A 24,151-nucleotide genomic window follows, 5' to 3' on the forward strand; every position below is an offset into this window, starting at 1 on the left:
ATGACTGAACCAAAGATGCCAGATATTGGCGGTGAATATAAATACGGATTTAAAGATGATATTGAGCCAATTTTTACGACCGGTGAAGGTTTAAACGAAGAGACGATTCGGGCAATTTCCAAGGCTAAAAATGAACCAGACTGGATGTTAGAATTTCGTTTGAAGTCTTTTGAAGTTTACAAAAAATTGCCAATGCCTGATTTTGGCCCTGATTTATCAGGAGTTAACTTTGAAACAATCAATTATTTTAGACGTGATTCTGATCGCGTAGCACGCAAATGGGAAGACGTGCCCGAAGATATAAAAAGAACCTTCGACCGTTTAGGCGTGCCTGAAGCTGAAAGAAAGTATTTGGCAGGATCTTCAGCTCAATATGAATCCGAAGTTGTTTATCACAACATGCGTGAAGACTTTGAAAAGATGGGCATTATCTTTATGGCAATGGATTCAGCGATTCAAGAATATCCTGATTTGGTGCGAGAATACTTTGGCAAATTAATTCCACCAACAGATAACAAGTTAGCCGCTTTGAATTCAGCTGTCTGGTCGGGGGGAACCTTTATTTATGTGCCTAAAGGTGTTAAGACACAAGTGCCAATTCAAAGTTACTTTAGAATTAATGCCGGAAATTCTGGACAGTTTGAAAGAACCTTGATTATTGTGGATGAGGATGCCAGTGTTAACTATGTTGAAGGTTGTACGGCACCTAATTATTCTGAAGATAGCTTGCATGCGGCTGTCGTAGAAGTTAATGTGTTAAAGAATGCCTATTGCCGTTATACCACGATTCAAAACTGGTCTGATAACGTGTATAGTTTGGAAACAAAACGCGCGCGAGCGTTAGAAAATGCGACAATGGAATGGGTTGATGGTAACCTCGGTTCAAAAGTGACGATGAAATATCCAGCCGTGTATCTTGATGGCAAAGGTGCAAGAGGGACGATGTTGTCGATTGCTTTTGCGGGTAAAGATATCAAATCAGATACTGGGGCTCGCATGATTCATAATGCACCAAATACTTCATCATCGATTGTTTCAAAATCATTGGCTAAAGATGGTGGTCGGGTGGACTATCGTGGTAAGGTGCGCTTTGGTCGCGATAGTGCCGGTTCAATTTCACATATCGAATGTGACACGATTATTATGGACGATAAATCTTCAAGTGATACAATTCCATTTAATGAAATCTTGAATGGCGATGTTTCGCTAGAACATGAAGCTAAAGTTTCCAAGATTTCTGAAGAACAATTGTATTACTTGATGAGTCGGGGAATTTCTGAAGAAAAAGCGACCGAAATGATTATCATGGGCTTTGTTGAGCCATTTACTAAAGAATTACCAATGGAATATGCCGTTGAGTTGAATCGTTTGATCGAATATCAAATGGAAGGCTCAGTTGGTTAAAGATATTTAAAGCTAGCAGTAATGCTGGCTTTTTTTGTTAGAGTTAAAACTATGCTATGGAAAAAGTTGTATATTATTGTATAATGAGAATGTTATTTTAATGCGATTTAGAAGCAAAAAGACCAATATGTATCATAGATTTAAAAATCAGTATGGTGATAACTGTAGGAACGAAATATTTATATTACGAAATATCTTAAGCATTTTGTGGAAGAAGGCATATAGATGAAAATAAGCGAGGTATTAGCTAAATTAAAAAAAGCACCAGATGATACAAAATATTCTAAAAGAATGTTTAAAGAATATGAAGAAGGAAAAGAAGATCAAATAATCAAGCAAAGCAATAGCCGTCATCGACGAGACTGGTTGATTATTGCTGATATTTATCATGATGGAAATTACAATCAAAAGTTTCATTTGCAAAATTATTTAGAATTTCGTTTGCAAGATGGTTTAACCAAAGACGATTTATTTGAAACAAATTGTTATAGATATTTAAGAAATGCAGCGTTAATTTTGTACATCAGAGAGGTAATTTTTGAAGAATCAACAAAGCAACTCGAAGAAGCGTTTAATAGGGCTAAAAAATACTATGAAAATAATGGCAGGGTTAATAATTGTCCTAATTTGAGGAAGTAAACAATTATTGACTTTATAATTGACGATTTAGTTTGGTTTTAAGGAATAGTGTGTTTTTGGCACCCTCAGTATAAAAGTAGCTACTTTTATGATAAAATATATTAAAAATTTATAGATGGGGAGATTTATATTATGGAGTCCAATCCCAGAAAATTACTAGACGAATTTATTCCGGAGGCTATGGGAAAACAGTTTGTAATTCCAGTATATCAGAGAAAATATACATGGACAGTAAAAAACAATTGATTCAATTGATGAAGGATTTGGTTGGGTTAATCGAAGATGAAACGAAACAAAAGCAACATTTTTTAGGAACTGTTGTCTATTTAGAAAATGTTGTTGATTATAAAACGGTGTCCAATGCAGCTACATTAGTTCTTGGTGGAAGTAGAAACGGCTGGGATTATTGGAAAGATTCAACTGGAATGAGTATAAATGATTCATTAAGGAAAAAGAAATGACTAAATAAAGAATTTAAGGTATTTAAGTTAGTCAATTTTATTGAAAAAGCAAGTAATTTAATTTTAGAAAAGAACTAAATCACAAATGCGTGGTTTAGTTCTTTTGTTATGTAGTAGACTTCCTGATTTTTTCAGAAAGTCTATATGAGTTTATTGTAAGTTGGATAAACAGCGCATCACAATATCAGTATCTTGGTTTTCAAGTTCTTGAATAACGTGTAAATAGGTGTTTTGAGTAGTTGTCATGCTAGAATGCCCCAGTCGGCGTGAAACACTAGCAATTGATACTCCAGCAAAAAGAAGTAAAGAAGCATGAGTATGTCGTAAGCCATGAATAGAAATTTCGGTAATACCAAGGGCTTTGCAGTGTCGAGCAAGAACTCCATTGGGGGTTGAATTATAGATTTTTTGTCCAGGCTTAACAAAGATTGGTTGATTTTCTGGTAAATCTTTAATAAGTTGGGAAAATTGAATAGCTGTCATCCAATCTAGTGAAACTTTACGCACTGATGAAAAATTTTTGGTAGGTTGAAATCCGCCACCTTCTTTATAATTCCAAGTCTTATTGATAGAAATTGATTGCCGTGGAAAATCGAAATCTGCAGGAGTTAATCCAAGAGCTTCAGAAAAACGGACACCTGTTTTAGCAATTAATAAAATTAACCAATCCCAGTTTATTTCTTCTTTCAAATTAAGATGTCCAATAAGTGACTGGAGTTCAAATTGATTTAGAAATTTACTTTTTTTAGGACGTGGAGCTTTTCCTTTAATTATTGCTCTACGTGTAGGGTCACGATCAATGAGTCCTTCATCTACGGCATCTAAAATAGCGGCTTTAATATGATGATGAAAGTCCATAGTAGTTGTACGCTCATGATACATAGCATAGTTGTTAAGCAAATTTTGATATGAAAGACGAGTTACTTCACAGAGTTTTAAATTTGGAGCAAGTCGGCGCAACCATTGAGAACTAAGCGAATATTTTTTCATGGTTACCTCACGTATTGCCCCTACTTTATAGGTTTCCACCCATTTATCAAAATAACAACATAGTAATTCTTGATTGTTCATAAAAAACATTCCTTTCTTAAAAGCTACTAATATTGTATGCCAAAATGCGTACGCTGATGAAGGGTGATAAGGTTGTCAAGACTGCGAAAATAGTCCGCAATTAGGTGTTGCTCATCCTTACATTCCGGATAGCACACCATAGTTTTTTGCACATTAGTCCTACTTAACGATAAAACTTTAATACCTTGCATAAGAGGTAGAAGCTGATAATGATAAGCGTTGGAATTTAAGTAATAACCGAGATAACCAAATGCCATTTTATTGTGTGGACGACATACCATAGTGTGGAGTCCAGACACGACATTTAACCCTTGTGAATTTCCTATTTCACAGACTTTTCCAGTTGTTTCATCTTCCGCTGTATCTGCAATTATAATATCGCCATCTTGTAATAATGCACCCTTGAAATCATCGCTACTTTTTCCTGTCACAAAAGGTATTTTATCGTTTTGAACATCTACAACAGAACCGTATTTTATGAGAATATCTCCGTAGTGAATATTTCTTACAGAACCACTCTCATAATTCAGTTCCGCACGAGATAAGGTGTTGTTAGGTATAGTACTATCAAACACTTCATCGAACTTACGCTGTTCCCAAGCGTTAGTAAATGATTTATGAATAGAAATAATGAATAATTTTGCAAAAAAACTATATTCCAATAATTCCTTACGCTGATGAAGGGTGATAAGGTTGTCAAGACTGCGAAAATATGTCCCAATTTTATGTTGCTCATCATATTGAGGTACGAAAATATTTATTTCATTTATAGCTCCTTTTGATAAACTCGGCACCCCGGTTGACTCATCTTCCCTTTTCCAGTCAATATTTTGGAATATATCAAAAGCAAAATTCAAATCAACTTCTTTTCTTGGAAGGGCATAGAACAGCGTATCTACTGTCCAAAATGGAGATTTTAAGATATAAGGTGCATTAATTGTACCTTTTCTCCCAATTCCAATTGCATCTTTATCATAAGATAAAGCTTCATTTACGCTAAGCATATAACCCCCAGTTCCATAAACAGGAATATCACCTTCCGAGAGATGTCTATAATCTTTACCACTACAAATATTAACTAACTCTCCCAACTTACGCTGTTCCCAAGAGTTTCAAAATGAGTTAATAATTTTTAAGAGTTTTTGATATAATTATACTATCTTACAATAAAATGAAAATTAGGGTAGTTGAAGTAATAAAGTTTTAGCCTATGTAAAATAGTTTTATTTTTGGAGGAAATAACATGATTACGTCAGAGGGAATTAAACGAAAATTATGGAATGGTGCCAACGATCTTCGAGGATCAATGGATGCTAGTAAATATAAGGATTATATGCTTGGATTGATGTTTTATAAGTTTTTGAGTGATAAAACTTTGCAAGTATTCAAGATTAATTTTGATAATAGAGATTTAGAAGGTGATAACCTTTTAAAAGAATATGAAAGAAGCTATGAACAATATGGCGAAACTTTAGAAAAAATGATGAAGAAGATTCTCGGATATTATGTTTTACCACAATATTTATATCAAAGATGGTTACAAGATATACGAGAAGGGGAGTTTGAATTACAAAAGGTAATGGATAGTTTAAATAGTTTTGAACGGTCAATTACAGTTGCAGAAGATTCAAACGATTTTAAAGGCCTTTTTTCTAGTTCAATTATTGATTTAACTAATACTGCCTTAGGAAGTGACTTAAATAAGCGAAGTAAAAACATTAAAGATTTAATTTTACTTTTTGCAGATTTGAACATGGTAGAGTTGCAAGAAGGTGATGTACTTGGTGATGCATATGAATACTTAATTGGACAATTTGCATCAAATGCAGGTAAAAAAGCAGGGGAGTTCTATACTCCACATCAAGTTAGTGAGGTTATGGCACAAATTATTGCCAAAACAACTCCACAAGTTGGATCTATTTATGATCCAACCGTGGGCTCAGGGTCATTGCTTTTAACTGTTAGCAAACATCTAAGCAAAGATGCTCAAAAAGCGTTGAATTATTATGGTCAAGAATATATTACAGAAACATATAATTTAACACGGATGAACCTTTTATTGCACGGAGTTCGGCCTGAGAAGATGGATATCAGAAATGGCAATACATTGGCGCAAGATTGGCCGGAGGATCCTGAAAAGCCTAATGAGGGAGTTCAATTTGATGCGGTTGTTATGAATCCGCCATATTCTGATAAAAGATGGAACAAGCGTGAAGACAAACCGTTAAAAGTGAGTGATCCACGTTTTGCAGATTTTGGAGTGTTGCCACCTGACAACAAAGGAGATTTTGCTTATTTAATGCATGGACTATATCACTTAGGGCAAAATGGGACAATGGCAATTGTTTTGCCTCATGGAGTACTATTCCGAGGAGCAGCAGAAGGGGAGATTCGGAAACGACTCCTAGATAAAAACTATATTGATGCAATTATTGGTTTACCAAGTAATTTATTTACCAATACTGGTATTCCGGTATGTGTCTTGATTTTAAAGAAAAATCGCGATTTATCTGATCCGGTTTTAATAATTGATGCATCTCGTAATTTTATAAAAGTTGCTAAGCAAAATGTTTTACAAGAAAAAGATATTGCCAAAATTGTTGATGTCTATACTAATAAAACTGAGATAAAAGGGTATAGTCACTTAGCGACACGTAAAGAAATCCAAGATAACGAATATAATATGAATATTCCGCGTTATGTAGAAGCGATAGATACTGAAGTTCCTCATGATGTTGATGCACATTTATTGGGTGGAATTCCAGAAAAAAATATTAAAGATTTAAAGGTCTTACAATCACTTGTTAAAGATGTCATGACTTCATCATTAGTCCAAATCAGACCAAATTATGTTGAGTTAAAATGCTCAATTTCTGAATTAACAGATAAGATTTTATCTAATGAACATATCCATGAATTAACAGCTGATCTTAAAGGAAAAACAGAAAAATATATTGATAAATATTGGGATATTTTGCGCAATGTAAGCCAACAAGATAACATTATTGATTTACGTGAAGCGATGTTAGTAGAAATTAAAGAATTACTTGCGAGTTATCATTTTATAGATGTTTATGAAGGTTATCAAGTTATTGCAGAACTTTGGAAAGAATTTTTAACTCATGATTTAGAGTTTATTAAAACAGAAGGGTTCCATAAGGTTGGCAAGAAACGAATTCCAAATCTAGTTGTAAAAGGAGCTGGAAATAAAAAAAGAGAAGAACAAGAAGGTTGGAACGGAGTAATTATTCCTAACGATTTAATTTCTAAGTATCTTTATGTTGAAGAAAACGAAGAACTAGATCGTATAAAATTTGAACAAGATAATATTGAAAATGAACTATCGGAACTAGCTGAGTCAGCTAAGAATGAAGAATCAGCAGAAAATGAATATTTATACGAAATTCTAAAGAAAAACAGCGATGATGAGCCGCAAGATACCTTTGACGCAAAACTAGTTAAAGATAAATTAAAAGAGGTAGCTAAGCAAACAGATGAATTCATTATAATTAATAAGGTAAAAGAGTTATTAGAAAAGAAAGCATCTTTAGCTAAAGAACTAAAAGAAAAGGAAAAAACTCTAAAAGAATCAATATATGAAAGAATAACAAAGCTAACAGATAAGGAAATTGATACGTTAGTAAGAGAAAAGTGGTTTGGAGACACAGTTGAAAAGATAACAAGCTTAATTGAGGCGCCAATTCACGCTGAATTAGCTACTTTAGAAATGTTACAAAGCAGATATGTTAATACCATAGATGATTTGGATAAAGAAATAAGTAATTTAGAAGCTGAGTTTGAAAAAATGATGAGCGATTTGGTGGTGATGCGAGATGAATAAAGGAAAAATACCAAAACGTCGCTTTAAAGAGTTTCAAAATGCAGACGCTTGGGAACAGCGTAAGTTGTCAGAGATATCAGATGTACGAGATGGAACACATGATTCCCCTAAATATGTGGAACAAGGTCATCCGTTTATTACCTCTAAAAATATAAGTGATGGGTCTATAAACTATGATGACGTTCAATATATTTCTAATGGAGATTTTGAAGAAATAAATAAACGTTCAAAAGTAGATATAAATGACATACTTATGGGGATGATTGGAACTATCGGAAATATCGCTCTAATCCGTACAGAACCTAATTTTACAATTAAAAATGTTGCTTTAATTAAAGATACAAAGCAAGTTGATTACTTATATCTATATAACTATTTACAATCTATGTCTGTAGAGCATCAACTAGCTAATTGTATGGATGGTGGAACCCAGAAATTCATTGCATTGGGAAAGATTCGACAACTAGAAATTATGATTCCATCAGAGCAAGAGCAAGTCGGAATAGGACATTATTTAGATAGCCTTGACAACCTTATCACCCTTCATCAGCGTAAGTTAGAAAAATTAAAAAATTTAAAATTAGCATATTTGTCTGAAATGTTTCCTGCTGAAGGAGAGCGTAAGCCTAAACGAAGATTCTCAGGATTTACTGGTGATTGGGAACAGCGCAAGTTGGGGGAAGTGGTAGAAATAACAATGGGTCAATCTCCATCCTCCAAGAACTATACCGAAAATCCAAATGATCATATCTTAGTTCAAGGAAACGCCGATATGAAGAATGGGCATGTTGTTCCAAGAGTATGGACAACACAAATTACTAAGCAAGCAGAGAAAGGTGATTTAATCCTTAGCGTTCGTGCACCAGTAGGAGATATTGGTAAGACAGATTATGACGTAGTTCTTGGTCGCGGTGTAGCAGCTATAAAAGGAAATAGTTTTATCTTCCAATTACTCACAAAAATGAAAATAAACGGATATTGGGCAAGATTTAGTACAGGTTCAACATTTGAAAGCATTAATTCTGACAATATAAAGAATGCCCAGATATCGATTCCAAGTCTTAGAGAACAAGAAAAAATTGGAGGATTATTCAACGAGTTTGATTCCCTCATCGCCCTTCATCAACGAAAGTTAGAAAAATTGCAAAATTTGAAAAAAGCTTATTTAAATGAGATGTTTGTTTAATTTCAGCGTAAGTAAAAAGAGTTTATTGTTTTTATTGGTTCGAGAGGAGACAGATTTTTATGAGTAATGTTGCCAAAAGTGCTAGTGAAAAAAGATTTCAAGAAAATTTTGTCCAAGAGTTGAAAAAGTTTAAATGGCAAACTCCAGATGAGCTAAATGGAAATACGCATAAAGTAACAGTTGATGACTTAATTGATCATTGGCGTTCTGAATTAAATCGAATAAATGCTGATCAATTAGAGGGAGTTGCATTGACCGATAATGAATTTAAGCAAGTTTTAGCTAAGGTCAGTCAAATAAACAATAGTTATGAAGCCGCTAAGATTTTAGCTATTGAAGATTCAAAAGGTAAGATTGATGGAATTTATCGTGATGATAATTTGCCTGGGGTAACACGTAGACAAATAACATTAACTATTTTTAAAAAGGCAGAAGTTAGTGGCGGAGACTCGTCGTATAAAATTGCTAGAGAAATATCTACTAGCAAAGGAAATCGTTTTGATATTGTCTTGTTGATTAATGGTTTGCCTTTAATTAATATTGAACAAAAGCGTGCTGATAAGACTTTGAATGAAGCTTTTGGTCAATTCAAACGGTATTATCAAGATGGTGAATATAGTAACAATTTTATGGCTTTTTCACAAATGATGGTGGTAACTTCTGAAATAGAGACACGTTATTTTGCTACACCTAAGACCATTGACGATTTTAATCCTAGTTTTGTTTTTCATTGGTCAGATAAAGAAAATAAAATTGTCAACGATTGGCGCAAAATAGTTGAAACTTTTTTGATGATTCCAATGGCACATCAAATGGTTGGGGATTATTTGGTAATCGATGAAGCAAAAGATGAAGAAAATAGACGACACATGTTGATGCGCCCTTATCAAGTCTATGCTTTACAAGCAATTGAATTAGCTGCTTTTGGATCAGATAATGAAAGTAAAATAGCTCATGGTGGTTTTGTGTGGCATACCACAGGTTCAGGTAAGACAATAACTAGCTTTAAAACAGCACTATTTCTTGCTACGAGAGCAGGATTTGACAAAGTTATTTTTTTAGTTGATAGACGAGAGCTAGATAGTAGAACATCTGATAATTTTAAAGCATATGCAGCATATGAACCTGTAACAGTTGATGATACTCAGTCTACTTATCAATTAAAAAAACGTTTGAAATCGTCGAAAGGAATTATAGTAACGACAACTTTTAAGCTAAATTCGTTAGTTAAAGATTTGGAAGAACAACATGATGATAGTTTAAAAGATAAGAATTTTATTTTTATCATTGATGAGGCTCATCGGACAACTATGGGACAAATGATGGGAACTATTAAACATTATTTCAAGCAAAATGGCTTATTTTATGGCTTTACAGGAACGCCTTTATTTGATGAAAATAATGTTAAAGGAAAAATTAATGAAAAAAGTGAAGTTATAAATACCACAGAAAAGCTGTTTGGACCGTTGCTTCATCAATATACTATTGATGAGGCAATTGCAGATGGTAATGTTTTAGGTTTTCATGTTGATTATATTAATACAGGGGAATTCAAAAACTATGAGGATTTGCGGGAACAAATTATTGAGAAATTTGTAAATGAAAATCCGCAGTCTTCAAGAAAAGCTATTGAGCGTGAGATTCAAGCTTTATCAGAGTTAGAAATAGAAAAAAAGGCCTCAGAACTTAATTTGTTAATCTATCAAGATAAAACGCATATTCCACGAGTTGTGACAGAAATTCTTGAAAATTGGGATAGTCAATCTCAAGCTAAAGAATTTAATGCAATTTTAACAGTAGCGTATAAGGAAAGGGTCTTGGCATATTATCAAGAGTTCAAAAAACAAATTAAGGATCGTGGAATAAAACTAAACGTAGCAATGACATTTAGTTTTGGAAATGAAAATGACCCTCAAAATGTTTCTTTAACTGATGTTGAACAAATGTTTAAGGACTATGCTGGTTTTACAGGAATCGAATTTGTGGCTGGTGATAAAAAACATGGAGAAGATGCTTATTTTGAAGATTTAATAGAACGTGCGACACGTGGTGGAAGTGGGAGAAATCCTAAGAATATTGACTTAATTATTGTGGCTGATCAACTTTTGACAGGCTATGATTCTAAAAGATTGAATACCTTATATGTTGATCGTAAATTAGAACTTCAAAAATTAATTCAAGCTTATTCACGAACGAATCGGGTGTTTGGTAGTTCTAAAGAGTTTGGAACAATTATTAATTTTCAATATCCACGAACAACAGAAGAAAGAGTAGATATGGCGCTTAAACTCTATGGAAGTGGTGGAAAAAATAGTCGTGTAATTGTTGATATGTATGAAGTAGCAGTTAACAAACTAAAAAATTGTATGCTACAATTACAGCAAGTTTGTCAAGATCCGACTGCTTGGGCAGATATTAAAGGTGACAAAAAGGCTGAAAAAGAATTTAAGAAAGCTTTTATGGCTGCTGCAAGTCAATTTAATCTAGTTGAGCAGTACTATGAATATAAGTGGGATGATAAACAATTTGGAATAACAGAGCATGTTTGGCTTCAATATGTAGGGGCTTATAAAAATATCTTTGATACACAAATTCCACCAGTTGAAGATGAAATAATTAGACCGTTAGTTGGTAAAACTAGATTAACTAGAACTCAGGTTATTAATGCATCTCATATTTTAGGTTTGATAGATGAAAAAATTCATGTAGTTAATGGATTGCAAACGATTGATAGTGAAACTTTAAGACTTATTTATGAGCAGATCCAAGAGTTAAGTGATATGGGTGAAGCTCAGCAAGCTAAATTACTAAAAGAATTTGTTGACGAGAAATTATCTAAAAATCAGTTAGCTGCAGGTTTAAGATTTGACGAAGCTTTCGAAGCTTGGAAGCAAGATAAAATACAAGCAGAAATTGTAGCCTTTGCTAGAGATTGGGGTATAAATGAAGAAATCTTGGCGCAATCTGTTAGAGATTATTCGGAAGCTAAGCCACATGAAATACCATATTATGATGAAATTTCAGAAAGTCTCTCATATTATGATGCAGAAAAAAAATCTGGTAAAAATGCGCTAGAACATAGAATGAGTTTATCAAATGAGATAGATGAATGGATGAAAAATTTAAAGAAAAATTATCAATAATAATTTATCTTTAAAAAGGACGTATTTTCCCTACGTCCTTTTTAATTTTTTCAGTTCACTTTTTTTAGCCTAAGTGATATGCTAAAATGATATTTGGTTTAAATACGAGAATAAAAAAATTAAGAAGGGAAAATATGATTTACTTTGATAATAGTGCAACGACCAAGGTTGCGCCTGCAGTTTTAGCCACTTATAATGCTGTTAGTGAAAAAATTTGGGGTAATCCTTCCTCGTTACATGCTTTAGGCGAACAGTCCTATGAATTATTGGAACAGGCCAGAGCTCAAATTGCGCAGCTGATAGGCTGCCAAGCTCATGAGATCTTTTTTACCAGTGGCGGTACGGAAGGCGACAACTGGATTATAAAAGGAACTGCTTTTGAAAAGATGAAATATGGCAAGCACATCATTGCTTCGAGCATTGAGCATCCAGCGGTCAGTCATACCTTACAACAATTAGTAAAATTAGGTTTTGAAGTAACATACTTGCCAGTTGATCGTCAAGGTCGTGTTAGTCCGGCCGATTTACGGCAAGCTTTACGTAAAGACACAATTTTGGTGACGGTGATGGCAGTTAATAATGAAGTTGGTAGCATTCAACCGCTAGCAGAAATTGCCGAGATTTTGAAAGAATATCCTAAGATTCATTTTCATGTCGATGCTGTCCAGGCCTTAGGCAAAGGGTTACAAACGTTGCTTAACAATGAACGTATTGATTTTTTAACTTTTTCAGGGCACAAATTTCATGCGCCGCGTGGAGTTGGTTTTATATATAAAAAACAAGGCAAGAAAATCCAACCTTTACTAGCTGGGGGCGGTCAAGAAAAAAACTTGCGTAGTGGGACCGAAAATCTGCCTGCAATCGCTGCGATGGCCAAGGCGTTACGTTTGCTTTTAGACGATGAACAAGCCAAAGTTAAGCAACAAGCCACCATCAAAGAGTATCTTGCAAATAAGCTTAGCACTTATCCAAATGTTGTCATGCATTCGCAAACAAGCGCAACTTTTGCACCGCACATCTTATGCTTTAGTATTTTAGGTGTTCGGGGCGAAACGATTGTGCATGCTTTTGAAAAAGAAGGTATCTACATTTCGACAACCAGTGCATGTTCGTCTAAAAAAGGTATTTCTTCAAGTACGCTAGCCGCAATGCATGTTGCCGATGATATTGCCACTAGTGCGGTGCGGGTTAGTTTAGATGAAGAAAACACTTTGAAAGAAGCTGAAGAATTTTTAGCTGTTTTTGCCAAATTATATCAACGTTTTGAACAATTAAATTCTTAAGAAAGGAAGTTTTTATGCAATACACAGAAATTATGGTTCGTTACGGCGAATTGTCAACCAAAGGCAAAAATCGCCAAAACTTTATCGATCGTTTAGCTACAAACGTTTCGCAAACTTTAAACGCTTTTCCGGAAGTAAAAATCAAGGCTCATCGTGATCGGATGCATATCCATTTAAACGGAGCTGATTCAGCTGAAATCATTAAACGCTTAAAAGTTGTTTTTGGGATTCAAAACTTTTCACCTTCCATTAAAGTTGAACGTGATGTAAAGCAAGTACGCCAAGTTGCTTTAGAATTAATGCAAAAACTGTATCATGAAGGAATGACCTTTAAGATCAATACACGGCGTTCCGATCACAACTTTGACTATGATACTAATCAAATGAATGATTATTTAGGTGGATATTTGTTAGAAAAAATTCCGGGATTAAAGGTTCAAATGAAAAATCCGGATGTAACTTTACGTTGTGAGATCCGCTTAAACGGAATCTATCTTTCCTATGAAACAATCGATGGAGCAGGTGGCTTGCCAGTTGGAACAGCAGGAAAAGCCGTTTTGATGCTTTCGGGTGGGATTGATTCACCTGTTGCGGGTTATTTGGCCTTAAAACGTGGAGTTGATATTGAAATGGTGCACTTCTTTAGTCCGCCATACACAAGTCAAAAAGCTTTAGATAAAGCTAAGGAATTAACTGTGAAGTTAACACCATTTGGCGGTAATATTCAATTTATCGAAGTGCCTTTTACCAAGATTCAAGAAGAAGTCAAAAAAGCCGTGCCATCTGGTTATTTGATGACGATTCAACGGCGCTTTATGTTTCGTTTGGCCGAAGCAATCGCGCGCAAACGCAATGATTTGGCGATCTTTAACGGTGAGGCTTTAGGGCAAGTTGCTTCACAAACACTTGAAAGTATGGCAGCCATCAATGATGTAACCAACATGCCAATCTTGCGACCAGTTGTTTCAATGGACAAAAATGAAATCATCGATATTGCCCAAAAGATTGATACTTTCGATTTATCAATCATGCCATTTGAAGATTGTTGCACGGTCTTTGCGCCACCAGCACCAAAGACTAAACCACGTATCGAAAAATGTCGTGAATATGAGCAAAGATTAGATGTCGAAGGCTTAGTCAATGAAGCTTTAGCAAATATCAAAGTAACTGAAATCAAACCAGGTGAAAGCTACTTAAACAAGCAAGCCGACACCTTTGCCGAATTACTTTAAAAAGGAGGCCATCTAAGAATTCTTAGGTGGCTTTTTTGTATGTTATAATAAAGATAACATTTTATTTAAAGGAGTGTTAACCATGGAAAAGATTATTTTAGATTGTGACCCCGGACATGATGATGCGATGGCTTTGATGATGGCCGTTGCTTCTCCTGAAATCGAATTGTTAGCGGTAACAACTTCAGCTGGTAACCAAACACCTGAAAAGACGTTAAATAACGCTTTGAAAATGTTGACTTTATTAGGTGCAACCGATGTGCCAGTCGCTGGTGGCAATCAGAGTCCTTTGATGAAAGAACTAGAAATTGCGGCGGATGTGCATGGTGATAGTGGTTTAGATGGGGCTCCATTACCTGAACCAAATTTTGCACCGGTTAAAATGCATGCAATCGAATTGATGGCACAGATTTTACGTGCGCAAGCAGAACCAATTACACTAGTGGTAACTGGTCCAATGACTAATATGGCGTTATTTTTGAAGGTTTATCCAGAATTGATGCCTAAAATTAAGCAAATTGTTTTCATGGGTGGCGCTAAAGGCTTTGGTAATCGCACGCCAGTGGCTGAATTTAACATTGCTGTTGATCCCGAAGCGGCTAAAATCGTGATGAATGCAGGAATTCCGCTTGTTATGGCAGGCTTAAACGTGACTCATCAAGCTCAGATTTGGCCCAATGAACTTGAAGAAATTGCCGCAATTACAGATAATGTCGTTGCGCAAACTCTTGCTGGTCAAATGAAGTTTTACAGCATTTATTACAGTGATGAAAAGTGGGGCTTTAAAGGAGTTCCAATGCATGATCCGTGTGTTTTGGCCTGGTTGATTGATCCAAGTTTGTTTACTTGTGCCAAATATAATGTCGATGTTGAAACCAAAGGTGAATTAACTAGCGGGCAAACCGTCGTTGATGAATGGGATTTGACCGGCAAACCTAAAAATACCGAAGTCTTGTTAGACGTTAAGCGTCAAGACTTTGTCGCTTTAATTTTCAAATTATTACATCATTTTGATGGGAAAACTACCTTCTAAGACTTGACGAGACTTTTTTTGAACGCTAAAATACACATATAAGTGATGAACAAGAGCAAAAAATTAAGCCTTTTTTCAGAGAAAGATGGGTTGGTGTGACATCTTAAAAAGTTAATTTTTTGGTAGCTTGGGAGCTGTTATCTTGAAATTAGTAGGGATAACCGGATGTCAATTCGTTAACAATGAGTTTAAGCGGGGTTAAAAGCCCAATTTAGGTGGTACCACGGCACTGTCGTCCTATTTGTGGATGGCAGTGTTTTTTTAAGCTCATTTTTACAAAAGAAAGGAAGATGATTTATGGCAAAAGAAGTTGAAATGTCAACTAAATACGATCCTAGTCAAGTTGAACCAGGACGCTATCAAACTTGGGTTGATGCTGGTTTATTTAAGCCAAACGCTAATCCAGAGGCAAAACCTTATTCAATTGTAATCCCACCGCCAAATGTTACCGGAAAGTTGCATTTAGGTCATGCATGGGATACAACTTTACAAGATATGATTATTCGCCAAAAAAGAATGCAAGGCTTTGATACTTTGTGGTTACCAGGGATGGACCATGCTGGGATTGCAACACAAGCTAAAGTTGAAGCGCGTTTAGCAGAAGATGGAATCTCACGTTACGACTTAGGACGTGAGAAATTTGTTGATAAAGTCTGGGAATGGAAAGGTGAATATGCTGATATTATTCATCAACAATGGGCTAAATTAGGCTTGTCACTTGATTATGATCGTGAACGTTTCACCTTAGATGAAGGCTTGTCTAAAGCTGTCCGCAAAGTTTTTGTTAAGCTTTATGAAAAAGGTTTGATTTATCGTGGCGAATACATCATCAACTGGGATCCAAAGGCTAAGACGGCTTTGTCTGATATCGAAGTTATCCACCAAGATGATCAAGGTGCCTTTTATCATGTGAAATATCCATTTGCCGATGAAGGTTTCACTTTTGCTGGTAAAAACTATATTGAAATTGCGACAACCCGTCCTGAAACAATGATGGGGGATGTGGCCGTAGCCGTTAATCCTAAAGATGAACGCTATCAAGAATTGATTGGTAAAGAAGTTATCTTGCCACTTCAAGGCCGTAAGATTCCAATCATTGCCGATGAATATGTTGATATTGAATTTGGAACGGGGATGGTAAAAATTACCCCAGCCCATGATCCTAACGACTTTGAAGTCGGGAATCGTCATAACTTGGAACGCATCAATACAATGAATGACGATGCAACCATGAATGAAAAAGCTGGCAAATACTGTGGCTTAGATCGTTTTGCAGCACGTAAAGCAATTGTGGCTGACTTACAAGAACAAGGCTACATGCTTGAAATCGAACCAATCACACACTCTGTTGGCCATTCAGAAAGAACCGGTGTCCAAGTTGAATCACGTCTATCAACACAATGGTTTGTGAAGATGGAACCTTTAGCTAAAGCTGCTTTAGCCAACCAACAAAGTGATGATCGGGTTGATTTTGTACCGCCACGCTTTGAACACACCTTTAATCAATGGATGGAAAATGTTCATGATTGGGTTATCTCACGCCAATTATGGTGGGGTCATCAGATTCCAGCTTGGTACCATAACGAAACTGGTGAAGTTTATGTTGGTGAACAAGCCCCAGCAGATATTGAAAATTGGACCCAAGATCCAGACGTTTTAGATACTTGGTTTTCAAGTGCTTTATGGCCATTTTCAACAATGGGTTGGCCAGATGAAAAAAGTGCTGACTTTAAGCGTTACTTCCCAACTAATACTTTAGTAACTGGTTATGATATCATCTTCTTTTGGGTTGCGCGGATGATGTTCCAAAGTGTTGAATTCACAAAACGTCGTCCGTTTAAACATGTGTTGATTCATGGTTTAATTCGTGATGAACAAGGTAGAAAGATGAGTAAATCACTAGGCAATGGGATTGATCCAATGGATGTCATCGACAAATACGGTGCCGATGCTTTACGGTGGTTCTTGTCAAATGGTTCAGCACCTGGTCAAGATGTGCGCTTCTCTTATACTAAGATGGATGCTGCTTGGAACTTCATCAATAAGATTTGGAATGCTAGTCGTTTTGTAATCATGAATCTAAGCGAAGACACAACCGGTCAATTACCAGCTAAAGAACAATGGCAATTAGCCGACAAATGGATCTTGGCGCGCTTAAATGAAACGGTTGAACAAGTAACACGCTTATTTGATAACTTTGAATTTGGTGAAGCAGGTCGTGCCTTGTATAACTTCATTTGGAATGATTTTTGTGATTGGTACATTGAAATGGCTAAAGAAAATCTCAATGGTCAAGATCAACAACAAAAACAAAACACGCAAAATATCTTATGCTATGTCTTAGATCAAACTTTACGCTTATTGCATCCAATCATGCCATTTGTGACTGAAAAAATCTGGTTGTCAATGCCACATCAAGGTCAATCTTTAGTAACCGCAGCTTATCCAACCCCAAATGCTGATTTTAGCAATGAAACAGCCAAAGCTGAAATGGAAAACTTAATCGAATTGATCAAAGCAGTACGTAACAGTCGGGCGGAAGTAAATGCGCCAATGTCTTCAGCAATTGAAATCTTAATTAAGACAACTAATCCACAAACTAAAGCGGTGTTTGAGGCTAATAAAGACTATATTGATCGTTTCTGCCATCCAAAACATTTGGAAATTGGTAGCGATGTAACACCACCAGCTTTAGCAATGACCTCAGTGATTACAGGAGCTGAAGTCTATTTACCATTAGCTGATTTAATTGATTTAAATGAAGAAGTTGCTCGTTTACAAAAAGAAGCAGCTAAGCTTGAAAGTGAAGTAGCACGTGGCGAAAAGAAATTAGGCAATGAACGCTTTGTGGCCAATGCACCAGAGCAAGTTGTCGCTAAAGAAAAAGAAAAATTAGCCGGCTATCAAGCTAAATTAGTAGCAACTAACGAACGGATTGCAGCTTTGAAAGCTCAACTTTAAGTAAAAAAAGACTTGTTTTAGTGCTAAAACAAGTCTTTTTTATTACATTAATTTACGTTAATAAGATTTTACGGTAAAATAAGGTTGAAACTATTATTAAAAGGATTTCAAAAAATGGAAATTACAACTTATCAGGATGCCTTAGCCTTTATTCATGGACGACAAAAATTTAAAAAGATTCCAAGTTTAAAGCGAATGCAGCAACTTTTAAAAAATTTAGGCAATCCCCAAGAAAAACTCAAGTTCATTCATATTACCGGAACAAATGGCAAAGGTTCAACAACCGCTTATACCCGTGATTTGTTATTAAATGCTGGGTTTAGTGTAGGAACTTTTATTTCACCATTTATTACCAAGTTTAATGAGCGTATCATGTTAAATGGTGTGATGATTAGTGATGCAGAACTTTTAGCTGAAGTCTTAGAACTTGCGCCTCATGTGGCTAAATTAGATCAACAAGATTTAGGACCAACTGAATTTGAAATTGTTACCGCATTGATGTTTAATTATTTTGCTAAAAAACGCCCCGATTATGTCATCTTAGAAGTCGGAATTGGTGGTTTATATGATTCAACTAATGTCATTACACCAGCTGTTAGTGTGATTACAACGGTTGCTTTAGATCACGGTGAGCTTTTAGGGACGACCTTAGCTCAAGTTGCCAAACACAAAGCCGGCATTATTAAAAAGCAAGTTCCACTTGTGCTAGGACAGCTACCAACCGAGGCCTTAGAGGTCATTAAGACAACTGCACAAGCAAAGCAAGCTAAAGTTTATGCCTTAGGAACTGATTTTGCAGTTACGTCTAAAAAGACCAGCACTTTTTTAGGAGAACAGTTTAGTTATCAAGGCTTAGAGCAAAACTTTATCGATTTAAAAACAAGTTTATTAGGGACCTATCAGCCTAAAAATGCCGCCTTAGCTATCACAGCCGTGTTGCTTTTAGCCAAACAAGAAGGCTGGCAGCTCACCAGTCAAATCGTCAAGCAAGCTATTGCCAAAACAAAATGGCCCGGTAGAATGGAAATTATTAATGAGGAACCATTAATTATTTTAGATGGAGCGCATAATTTAGCGGCGATTGAAGAACTCGATAAAACGCTCAAGCAACATTTTAAAAATTATCATGTACAGATTATTTTTGGGGCCTTAGCAGATAAACAACCACAACAAATGTTGGCTAAATTAGCGCAAGTAAAGCATTGTGAGGTTTATCTAACACCATTTGCTAGTCATCGCCCGACATTTGCGGCTCAAGAATTAGCCCAAAAGCTTAAGATGCAAGCATTTGAAAATTGGCCACAAGCTTTACAACAAGCACTTGATAACTTACAAGGGCAAGATTTAATTTTATTTACAGGATCGTTATATTTTATTTCGGAAGTAAGACAGTATTTTAAAGAAGGAGAATTGTCATGGATGTAGAATTAGTAATTTTTGATATGGATGGAGTTATTTTTGATTCAGAAAAAGTTTATTTCAAATCAAATAGCATTGCAGCCGAACAATTAGGCATGGATTATTCATTTGAATACTACCGTCAATTTATTGGTGGGGGCAATGAAGCAATGTTTGAACAAATGGTTAAAGACTATGGGGATCGTGATTTAATCAGCAAGTTTTTTGAAATTAGTTTTGCTAACATTTATCCAGTAGTTGACCAAGGTGAGTTGAAGTTAAAACCAGGATTTTTAGAATTAACTAAATATCTCGATGAACAAAAGATTGCCTATACGCTAGCTTCAAGCAATGACAAAGACAAAATTGAATATTTCTTAGAAAAAACGGGCTTAGAACATAATTTTCAACATATTATCTGTGCTGATGATGTGCATGAAGCTAAGCCAGATCCAGAAGTCTTTAATGTCGCTTGGGCAAAATCTGGCGCACCAGATAAGCAAAAAACAATTATTATCGAAGACTCAGTAAATGGCATTAAGGCCGCTAATAACGCGGAAATTCCAGTTATTATGGTACCTGATTATCTACAACCAGGTGAATACGAAAGACAACATACTTTAGCTATTTTAGACGATTTACATCAAGTCAAAGATTTTATTGTAAAATAAAAAGTTAAACCTTCCAGTGCGTATTTTATAACTGGGAGGTTTTTTTATGACATTAATTAATGAATATTCTAATGCCTATTTGACAGAACAAATTCAACGTTTTGGTGCACAAAATCTCAGTGACAAAGAACTGTTGTATTATGTTTTAAGTCAAACAACTAATCAAAAACAAGCAAAACAAGGTGTTAATAATTATTTTGCACAGCATACTAACTTAGGACAGTTTAGAGAATTGTTTAAAGGTGAATGGGTGTTGCTTTTTGCTAAGCAAGCGTGTTTTTTAGAAGTGTTAGTGGAGTTTTCAAAACGGATTAATTCGCTACGTCCATTAAATTTAGGGCAAATTTATTCAAGTCAAGAAATTGGTGAACATATGGCTAAAGAATTAGGAAATTTACAACAAGAAGTTTTAGTGTGTCTATATTTGGATACAAAAAATCAAATTTTAGCGCAAGAAACATTGTTTAAAGGAACTTTAAACAGTGCCACGGTTCATCCGCGTGAAATATTTAAAGAAGCTTTGCGTCATGCAGCAGCACGTTTCATGGTTATCCATAATCATCGTGAGACATGTTTGTAGTTGAAAAGACTGCACATATTTATAATATGAACGCTTTAGGTGTTGGATGAAATGATAAAGTAACGTTTTGAAGCATCCGCTTTGAGACTCCGACATGCGAATAGTTAGATGTTTAACTGTTGGTGTGAAACTCGGTAAAGGCGGCTTTTTGTGAGCCGGAAGTCGTAAAAAGTCTAATATGGTGAGGATACAAGTTTGTCGACGAACCACCGACTTAAAGATCTGAGTGGACAAAAAACAACTAGTGGTCAAGTAAAATGATGGTTATGAACGACCATGTGCATTTAAAGGATGTAGGTTAGTTGTTAGGTCAGAGGTGGCACCTAAGTTAGAAATTGAACACCTAAAGTGAACGTGGAAAGCTAGCAACGTGGAGAAAGCATCTTTGATGAAGCGGTTTGAGAAAAATAATAATTTCAATTAATGTTAGTGAGAGCGAAGGCACGAGCAAAGAAGCCTTTTAATCGAGGAAAAGCAACAGCCTTCAGCCGTCAAATGACGGTGGAACGCCGAGTACGGTGAAAGTCGTATGCTCGGTGTGAAGCAGGGGAAAAGTTGGAGTTAACAACAAAAGCTTACCTATTGCTATCAAGTGGAAACGTGACGCCTTCAAAAAATGATCTACTCTTAACTAAGAGATTAGCCGAGGCTGGCAAACTTTTAGGGATTGATTTGTTAGATCATTTGATTGTTGGACGCAATAATTATTTAAGCATGAGAGAAGAAAAAATTTTACATTAAGTCGTCTAGAACGCTTGTCGCTCATTTTAAATTATGTTAAACTTTCACAAAAGTGTTAAATTACAAGGGGTGAATGTGTGTTGCTAACTGGTAGTGTTTTGTCGTTTGATAAGCAAAAAGGTTTTGGTTTTATTAAGCCTGATGATCAAAGCGAAGAAGTATTTGTTCATTTTTCAGCAATTCAAAGTTCAGGTTACAAAACTTTAGAAGTCGGTCAGCGAGTAAATTTTGTCTCAGTTGAAGGCAAAAAAGGTCCACAAGCAGCTTTGGTAACTATCGAAGAGCAGTAAAAATAATATTTTCTTAAAAGTTAGACTATAATTTTAACTAAAAGATAAGCTCTAAGTATGGTATAATTTAAATAATGTGAATTTTATGCTTCACTCCTAGTTAGGAAGCATCATGAAGGGATGAAAGACAGTGTTCGGAATCGGGACAAAAAATATCGGAATTGATCTTGGAACTGCAAATACAATCGTTTATGCTGAAGGTAAAGGAATCGTTTTACGTGAACCTTCAGTTGTAGCTAAAAATACTAAAACAGGTGAAATAGTTTCTGTTGGTTCAGAAGCACGTGCCATGATTGGACGTACTCCAGCTAGTATTGTAGCAATTCGTCCAATGAAAGATGGCGTAATTGCTGATTATGATACAACAGTGGCAATGATGAAATATTATATTCAAAAAGCTTTGGGTGGTAAAAGTGGCAAGCCATACGTGATGGTTTGTGTACCAAGCGGTGTTACTGAAGTTGAAAAACGTGCTGTAATCGATGCTACACGTGTAGCTGGAGCTCGTGATGCTTATGTGATTGAAGAACCATTTGCTGCTGCAATTGGTGCAGGGCTACCAGTTATGGACCCAACAGGTAGTATGGTTGTTGATATCGGTGGTGGAACTACGGATGTTGCAACGATTTCTTTAGGTGGGATCGTTTCTAGTCGTTCAATTCGTATGGCTGGAGATAAGATTGATGATGCTATCATTTATTATGTGCGCAAGAATTACAATTTATTGATTGGTGAAAGAACAGCTGAGCAACTTAAGATGGATGTTGCTTCTGCTTCAGTGGAAGCTGCACGTGGATTAGATAGCCAAACTATTCGTGGTCGTGATTTGGTAACAGGTTTACCAAAGACTATTGAAATTAAGGCTGAAGATGTTGCCGAAGCTATCCAAGAAGTTGTTGAAGAAATTATCACAGCTATTAAAGAAACTTTGGAAGAAACATCACCAGAAATTGCAGCTGATGTTATCGATCACGGAATTGTTTTGACTGGTGGTGGAGCACAGTTGCGTCATTTGCCAGATGTTATCTCAGAAGCAACTAAAGTTCCTGTTTTTGTAGCAACTGAACCATTAGATTGTGTTGCTGTTGGTACGGGTGAATCTTTAAAGAGCATCGAAGTTATGAAGAAAAAATAGACGATTGAAGTCATTTTAGTTAGGAGGTTGGAGCTTAGTCGTCCAACCTCTTAATTTTTTTGTAAGGTAACTTAAAAAAATGAGTCCTAATTAACGTTATGCTATAATTTATAAAGTGATTGTTTTTACACGGCATAAATAATAAAAAAATGATATTATATTAATATGAGAAAGGAAAAAGCTAGGAGTAATTGAAGACTAGCTAGGAGTTTATTAAGATGCAAAAATCTTTTTTTAATAAGAAACTCGTAATCATCTTGATTGCAATTACAATTAGTTTTTTGATGATTGCCTTTTCGATTTCAGTACGTAACAATCGTTCGATGCCCACTTTTGTGCAACAGTTTGGTAATGAGGCAGCTGGGTTAGTAGAACGAGTAGTAAATGCCCCAATTGCAGCGGTTAGTTCAGCTGGAAAATCTTTTAGTGATTTGATTAACACTTATCAAGAAAATCAAGATTTAAAAAAGCAAGTTGATAATTTAGCTGCTCAAAAGGTTGAAAATCAAACGTTACGTGAAGAAAACAAGGCATTAAAACAACAATTAAAGTTAAATAAGTCTTTAACTGATTACGATAAAATCAGTGCATATGTTATTTCGCGTTCACCTTCGACTTGGCAAAATCAAGTTGTGATTAACAAGGGTTCTTTAGCAGGTGTGACTAAAAATGCTGCGGTACTATCACGAAGAGGATTGATTGGACGTGTCACAGAAGTCAACCAAACTAATAGTAAAGTTGAATTGATTACAACGCAAAATGATTCGGCTAATAGATTTGCAGTTCAATTGGTGAATGCCAAAGATAATGTTGTTAATGGATTGATTACCGGTTATGATGTCGATAACAATTTGTTAATAATGGGACAGGTAATCTTAAAAGAAGAAATCAAAAAAGGAACAAAAGTAATCACTTCTGGTATGGGAGGGAATACTCCTAAAGGTTTATTAATTGGAACCGTTGAAAAAGTGGCAGACAACGATTATGGCTTGCCATCAAAAATTTATATTAAACCCGCAGCTAATATTACTGATTTGGGTGTGGTAACGGTGGCCAAGAGAACTGATTAAAGGACGTGAAGT

At 35.6% G+C, this 24,151-nt stretch carries 18 protein-coding genes, 2 pseudogenes and 1 other annotated feature; of the genes and pseudogenes, 17 read left to right on the forward strand and 3 right to left on the reverse strand.

Going from position 1 to position 24,151, the window contains the following annotated elements; all coding sequences use genetic code 11:
• From sufB to QM017_RS03545, 3 genes are all read left to right on the forward strand, one after another.
• Positions 1–1,404 carry a Fe-S cluster assembly protein SufB gene (sufB, locus tag QM017_RS03535; protein WP_282708869.1) on the forward strand — a complete coding sequence of 468 codons (1,404 nt, stop codon included), beginning with the start codon at positions 1–3 and terminating at the stop codon, positions 1,402–1,404.
• Positions 1,405–1,629: 225 nt separating this feature from the next.
• Positions 1,630–2,043 carry a hypothetical protein gene (locus tag QM017_RS03540; RefSeq protein ID WP_282708870.1) on the forward strand — a complete coding sequence of 138 codons (414 nt, stop codon included), beginning with the start codon at positions 1,630–1,632 and terminating at the stop codon, positions 2,041–2,043.
• Positions 2,044–2,267: 224 nt separating this feature from the next.
• On the forward strand, positions 2,268–2,504 hold the full coding sequence (locus QM017_RS03545; RefSeq protein WP_282708871.1) for a DUF4357 domain-containing protein: 237 nt from the start codon (positions 2,268–2,270) through the stop codon (positions 2,502–2,504).
• Positions 2,505–2,654: 150 nt separating this feature from the next.
• Here QM017_RS03545 and QM017_RS03550 read toward each other — a convergent pair whose 3' ends face one another.
• The 3 genes and pseudogenes from QM017_RS03550 to QM017_RS03560 form a co-directional block, all read right to left on the reverse strand.
• Positions 2,655–3,575 (reverse strand): site-specific integrase, encoded by a 921-nt coding sequence (locus QM017_RS03550; protein WP_282708872.1) that lies wholly within the window; start codon positions 3,573–3,575, stop codon positions 2,655–2,657.
• Positions 3,576–3,601: 26 nt separating this feature from the next.
• Complete coding sequence (locus tag QM017_RS03555; protein WP_282709554.1) at positions 3,602–4,237, reverse strand: restriction endonuclease subunit S; 636 nt, start codon at positions 4,235–4,237, stop codon at positions 3,602–3,604.
• Between the two features lie 18 nt (positions 4,238–4,255).
• Positions 4,256–4,669 (reverse strand): annotated as a pseudogene (locus QM017_RS03560) (restriction endonuclease subunit S); the annotation flags it as partial.
• Between the two features lie 149 nt (positions 4,670–4,818).
• Between QM017_RS03560 and QM017_RS03565 the strand changes: the two are divergent.
• The 14 genes and pseudogenes from QM017_RS03565 to mreC all read left to right on the forward strand — a co-directional run bounded on the left by QM017_RS03565 (position 4,819) and on the right by mreC (position 24,139).
• The gene (locus QM017_RS03565) at positions 4,819–7,416 is read left to right on the forward strand and encodes a type I restriction-modification system subunit M (RefSeq protein ID WP_282708874.1); all 2,598 of its coding nucleotides are present in this window, start codon (positions 4,819–4,821) and stop codon (positions 7,414–7,416) included.
• On the forward strand, positions 7,409–8,602 hold the full coding sequence (locus QM017_RS03570; RefSeq protein WP_282708875.1) for a restriction endonuclease subunit S: 1,194 nt from the start codon (positions 7,409–7,411) through the stop codon (positions 8,600–8,602). Before QM017_RS03565 ends, QM017_RS03570 begins: the two co-directional genes overlap by 8 nt.
• Positions 8,603–8,661: 59 nt before the next feature.
• Entirely contained in the window at positions 8,662–11,745 is a 3,084-nt protein-coding gene (locus QM017_RS03575; protein WP_282708876.1) for an HsdR family type I site-specific deoxyribonuclease, read from the forward strand.
• A 134-nt stretch (positions 11,746–11,879) separates the two neighbouring features.
• Entirely contained in the window at positions 11,880–13,028 is a 1,149-nt protein-coding gene (locus QM017_RS03580) for a cysteine desulfurase family protein (protein WP_282708877.1), read from the forward strand.
• A gap of 14 nt (positions 13,029–13,042) precedes the next feature.
• Entirely contained in the window at positions 13,043–14,260 is a 1,218-nt protein-coding gene (gene thiI, locus QM017_RS03585; RefSeq protein WP_282708878.1) for a tRNA uracil 4-sulfurtransferase ThiI, read from the forward strand.
• Between the two features lie 82 nt (positions 14,261–14,342).
• Positions 14,343–15,293 (forward strand): pyrimidine-specific ribonucleoside hydrolase RihA, encoded by a 951-nt coding sequence (rihA, locus tag QM017_RS03590; RefSeq protein WP_282708879.1) that lies wholly within the window; start codon positions 14,343–14,345, stop codon positions 15,291–15,293.
• Positions 15,294–15,329: 36 nt separating this feature from the next.
• Positions 15,330–15,536: a binding site (T-box leader), on the forward strand.
• 54 nt (positions 15,537–15,590) lie between these two features.
• A complete protein-coding gene (locus QM017_RS03595; protein ID WP_178198190.1) occupies positions 15,591–18,254 on the forward strand; it encodes a valine--tRNA ligase in 2,664 nt (887 codons plus the stop codon).
• Between the two features lie 114 nt (positions 18,255–18,368).
• Positions 18,369–19,679, forward strand: coding sequence for a folylpolyglutamate synthase/dihydrofolate synthase family protein (locus QM017_RS03600; protein WP_282708881.1), 1,311 nt, complete (start codon positions 18,369–18,371; stop codon positions 19,677–19,679).
• On the forward strand, positions 19,670–20,323 hold the full coding sequence (locus tag QM017_RS03605) for an HAD family phosphatase (RefSeq protein WP_178198188.1): 654 nt from the start codon (positions 19,670–19,672) through the stop codon (positions 20,321–20,323). Before QM017_RS03600 ends, QM017_RS03605 begins: the two co-directional genes overlap by 10 nt.
• A 46-nt stretch (positions 20,324–20,369) precedes the next feature.
• Positions 20,370–20,903, forward strand: coding sequence for a JAB domain-containing protein (locus QM017_RS03610; protein ID WP_178198187.1), 534 nt, complete (start codon positions 20,370–20,372; stop codon positions 20,901–20,903).
• A 591-nt stretch (positions 20,904–21,494) separates the two neighbouring features.
• Positions 21,495–21,644: pseudogene (locus tag QM017_RS03615) on the forward strand (JAB domain-containing protein); the annotation flags it as partial.
• Between the two features lie 80 nt (positions 21,645–21,724).
• Complete coding sequence (locus QM017_RS03620) at positions 21,725–21,934, forward strand: cold-shock protein (protein ID WP_282708883.1); 210 nt, start codon at positions 21,725–21,727, stop codon at positions 21,932–21,934.
• A 130-nt stretch (positions 21,935–22,064) separates the two neighbouring features.
• Entirely contained in the window at positions 22,065–23,069 is a 1,005-nt protein-coding gene (locus QM017_RS03625; RefSeq protein WP_178198184.1) for a rod shape-determining protein, read from the forward strand.
• Positions 23,070–23,287: 218 nt separating this feature from the next.
• Positions 23,288–24,139, forward strand: a complete 852-nt coding sequence (mreC, locus tag QM017_RS03630; RefSeq protein WP_282708885.1) for a rod shape-determining protein MreC — start codon at positions 23,288–23,290, stop codon at positions 24,137–24,139.
• Positions 24,140–24,151 lie beyond the last annotated feature (12 nt).

It is taken from the genome of Ligilactobacillus sp. Marseille-Q7487 (genome assembly GCF_949152225.1).
GTDB lineage: Bacteria > Bacillota > Bacilli > Lactobacillales > Lactobacillaceae > Ligilactobacillus.

Excerpts from the sequence above, each read along its gene's own strand:
- sufB (WP_282708869.1), top strand. The coding sequence starts at position 1 with ATGACTGAACCAAAGATGCCAGATATTGGCGGTGAATATAAATACGGA.
- QM017_RS03540 (WP_282708870.1), top strand. The coding sequence starts at position 1,630 with ATGAAAATAAGCGAGGTATTAGCTAAATTAAAAAAAGCACCAGATGAT.
- QM017_RS03545 (WP_282708871.1), top strand. The coding sequence starts at position 2,268 with ATGGACAGTAAAAAACAATTGATTCAATTGATGAAGGATTTGGTTGGG.
- QM017_RS03550 (WP_282708872.1), bottom strand. The coding sequence starts at position 3,575 with ATGAACAATCAAGAATTACTATGTTGTTATTTTGATAAATGGGTGGAA.
- QM017_RS03565 (WP_282708874.1), top strand. The coding sequence starts at position 4,819 with ATGATTACGTCAGAGGGAATTAAACGAAAATTATGGAATGGTGCCAAC.
- QM017_RS03570 (WP_282708875.1), top strand. The coding sequence starts at position 7,409 with ATGAATAAAGGAAAAATACCAAAACGTCGCTTTAAAGAGTTTCAAAAT.
- QM017_RS03575 (WP_282708876.1), top strand. The coding sequence starts at position 8,662 with ATGAGTAATGTTGCCAAAAGTGCTAGTGAAAAAAGATTTCAAGAAAAT.
- QM017_RS03580 (WP_282708877.1), top strand. The coding sequence starts at position 11,880 with ATGATTTACTTTGATAATAGTGCAACGACCAAGGTTGCGCCTGCAGTT.
- thiI (WP_282708878.1), top strand. The coding sequence starts at position 13,043 with ATGCAATACACAGAAATTATGGTTCGTTACGGCGAATTGTCAACCAAA.
- rihA (WP_282708879.1), top strand. The coding sequence starts at position 14,343 with ATGGAAAAGATTATTTTAGATTGTGACCCCGGACATGATGATGCGATG.
- QM017_RS03595 (WP_178198190.1), top strand. The coding sequence starts at position 15,591 with ATGGCAAAAGAAGTTGAAATGTCAACTAAATACGATCCTAGTCAAGTT.
- QM017_RS03600 (WP_282708881.1), top strand. The coding sequence starts at position 18,369 with ATGGAAATTACAACTTATCAGGATGCCTTAGCCTTTATTCATGGACGA.
- QM017_RS03605 (WP_178198188.1), top strand. The coding sequence starts at position 19,670 with ATGGATGTAGAATTAGTAATTTTTGATATGGATGGAGTTATTTTTGAT.
- QM017_RS03610 (WP_178198187.1), top strand. The coding sequence starts at position 20,370 with ATGACATTAATTAATGAATATTCTAATGCCTATTTGACAGAACAAATT.
- mreC (WP_282708885.1), top strand. The coding sequence starts at position 23,288 with ATGCAAAAATCTTTTTTTAATAAGAAACTCGTAATCATCTTGATTGCA.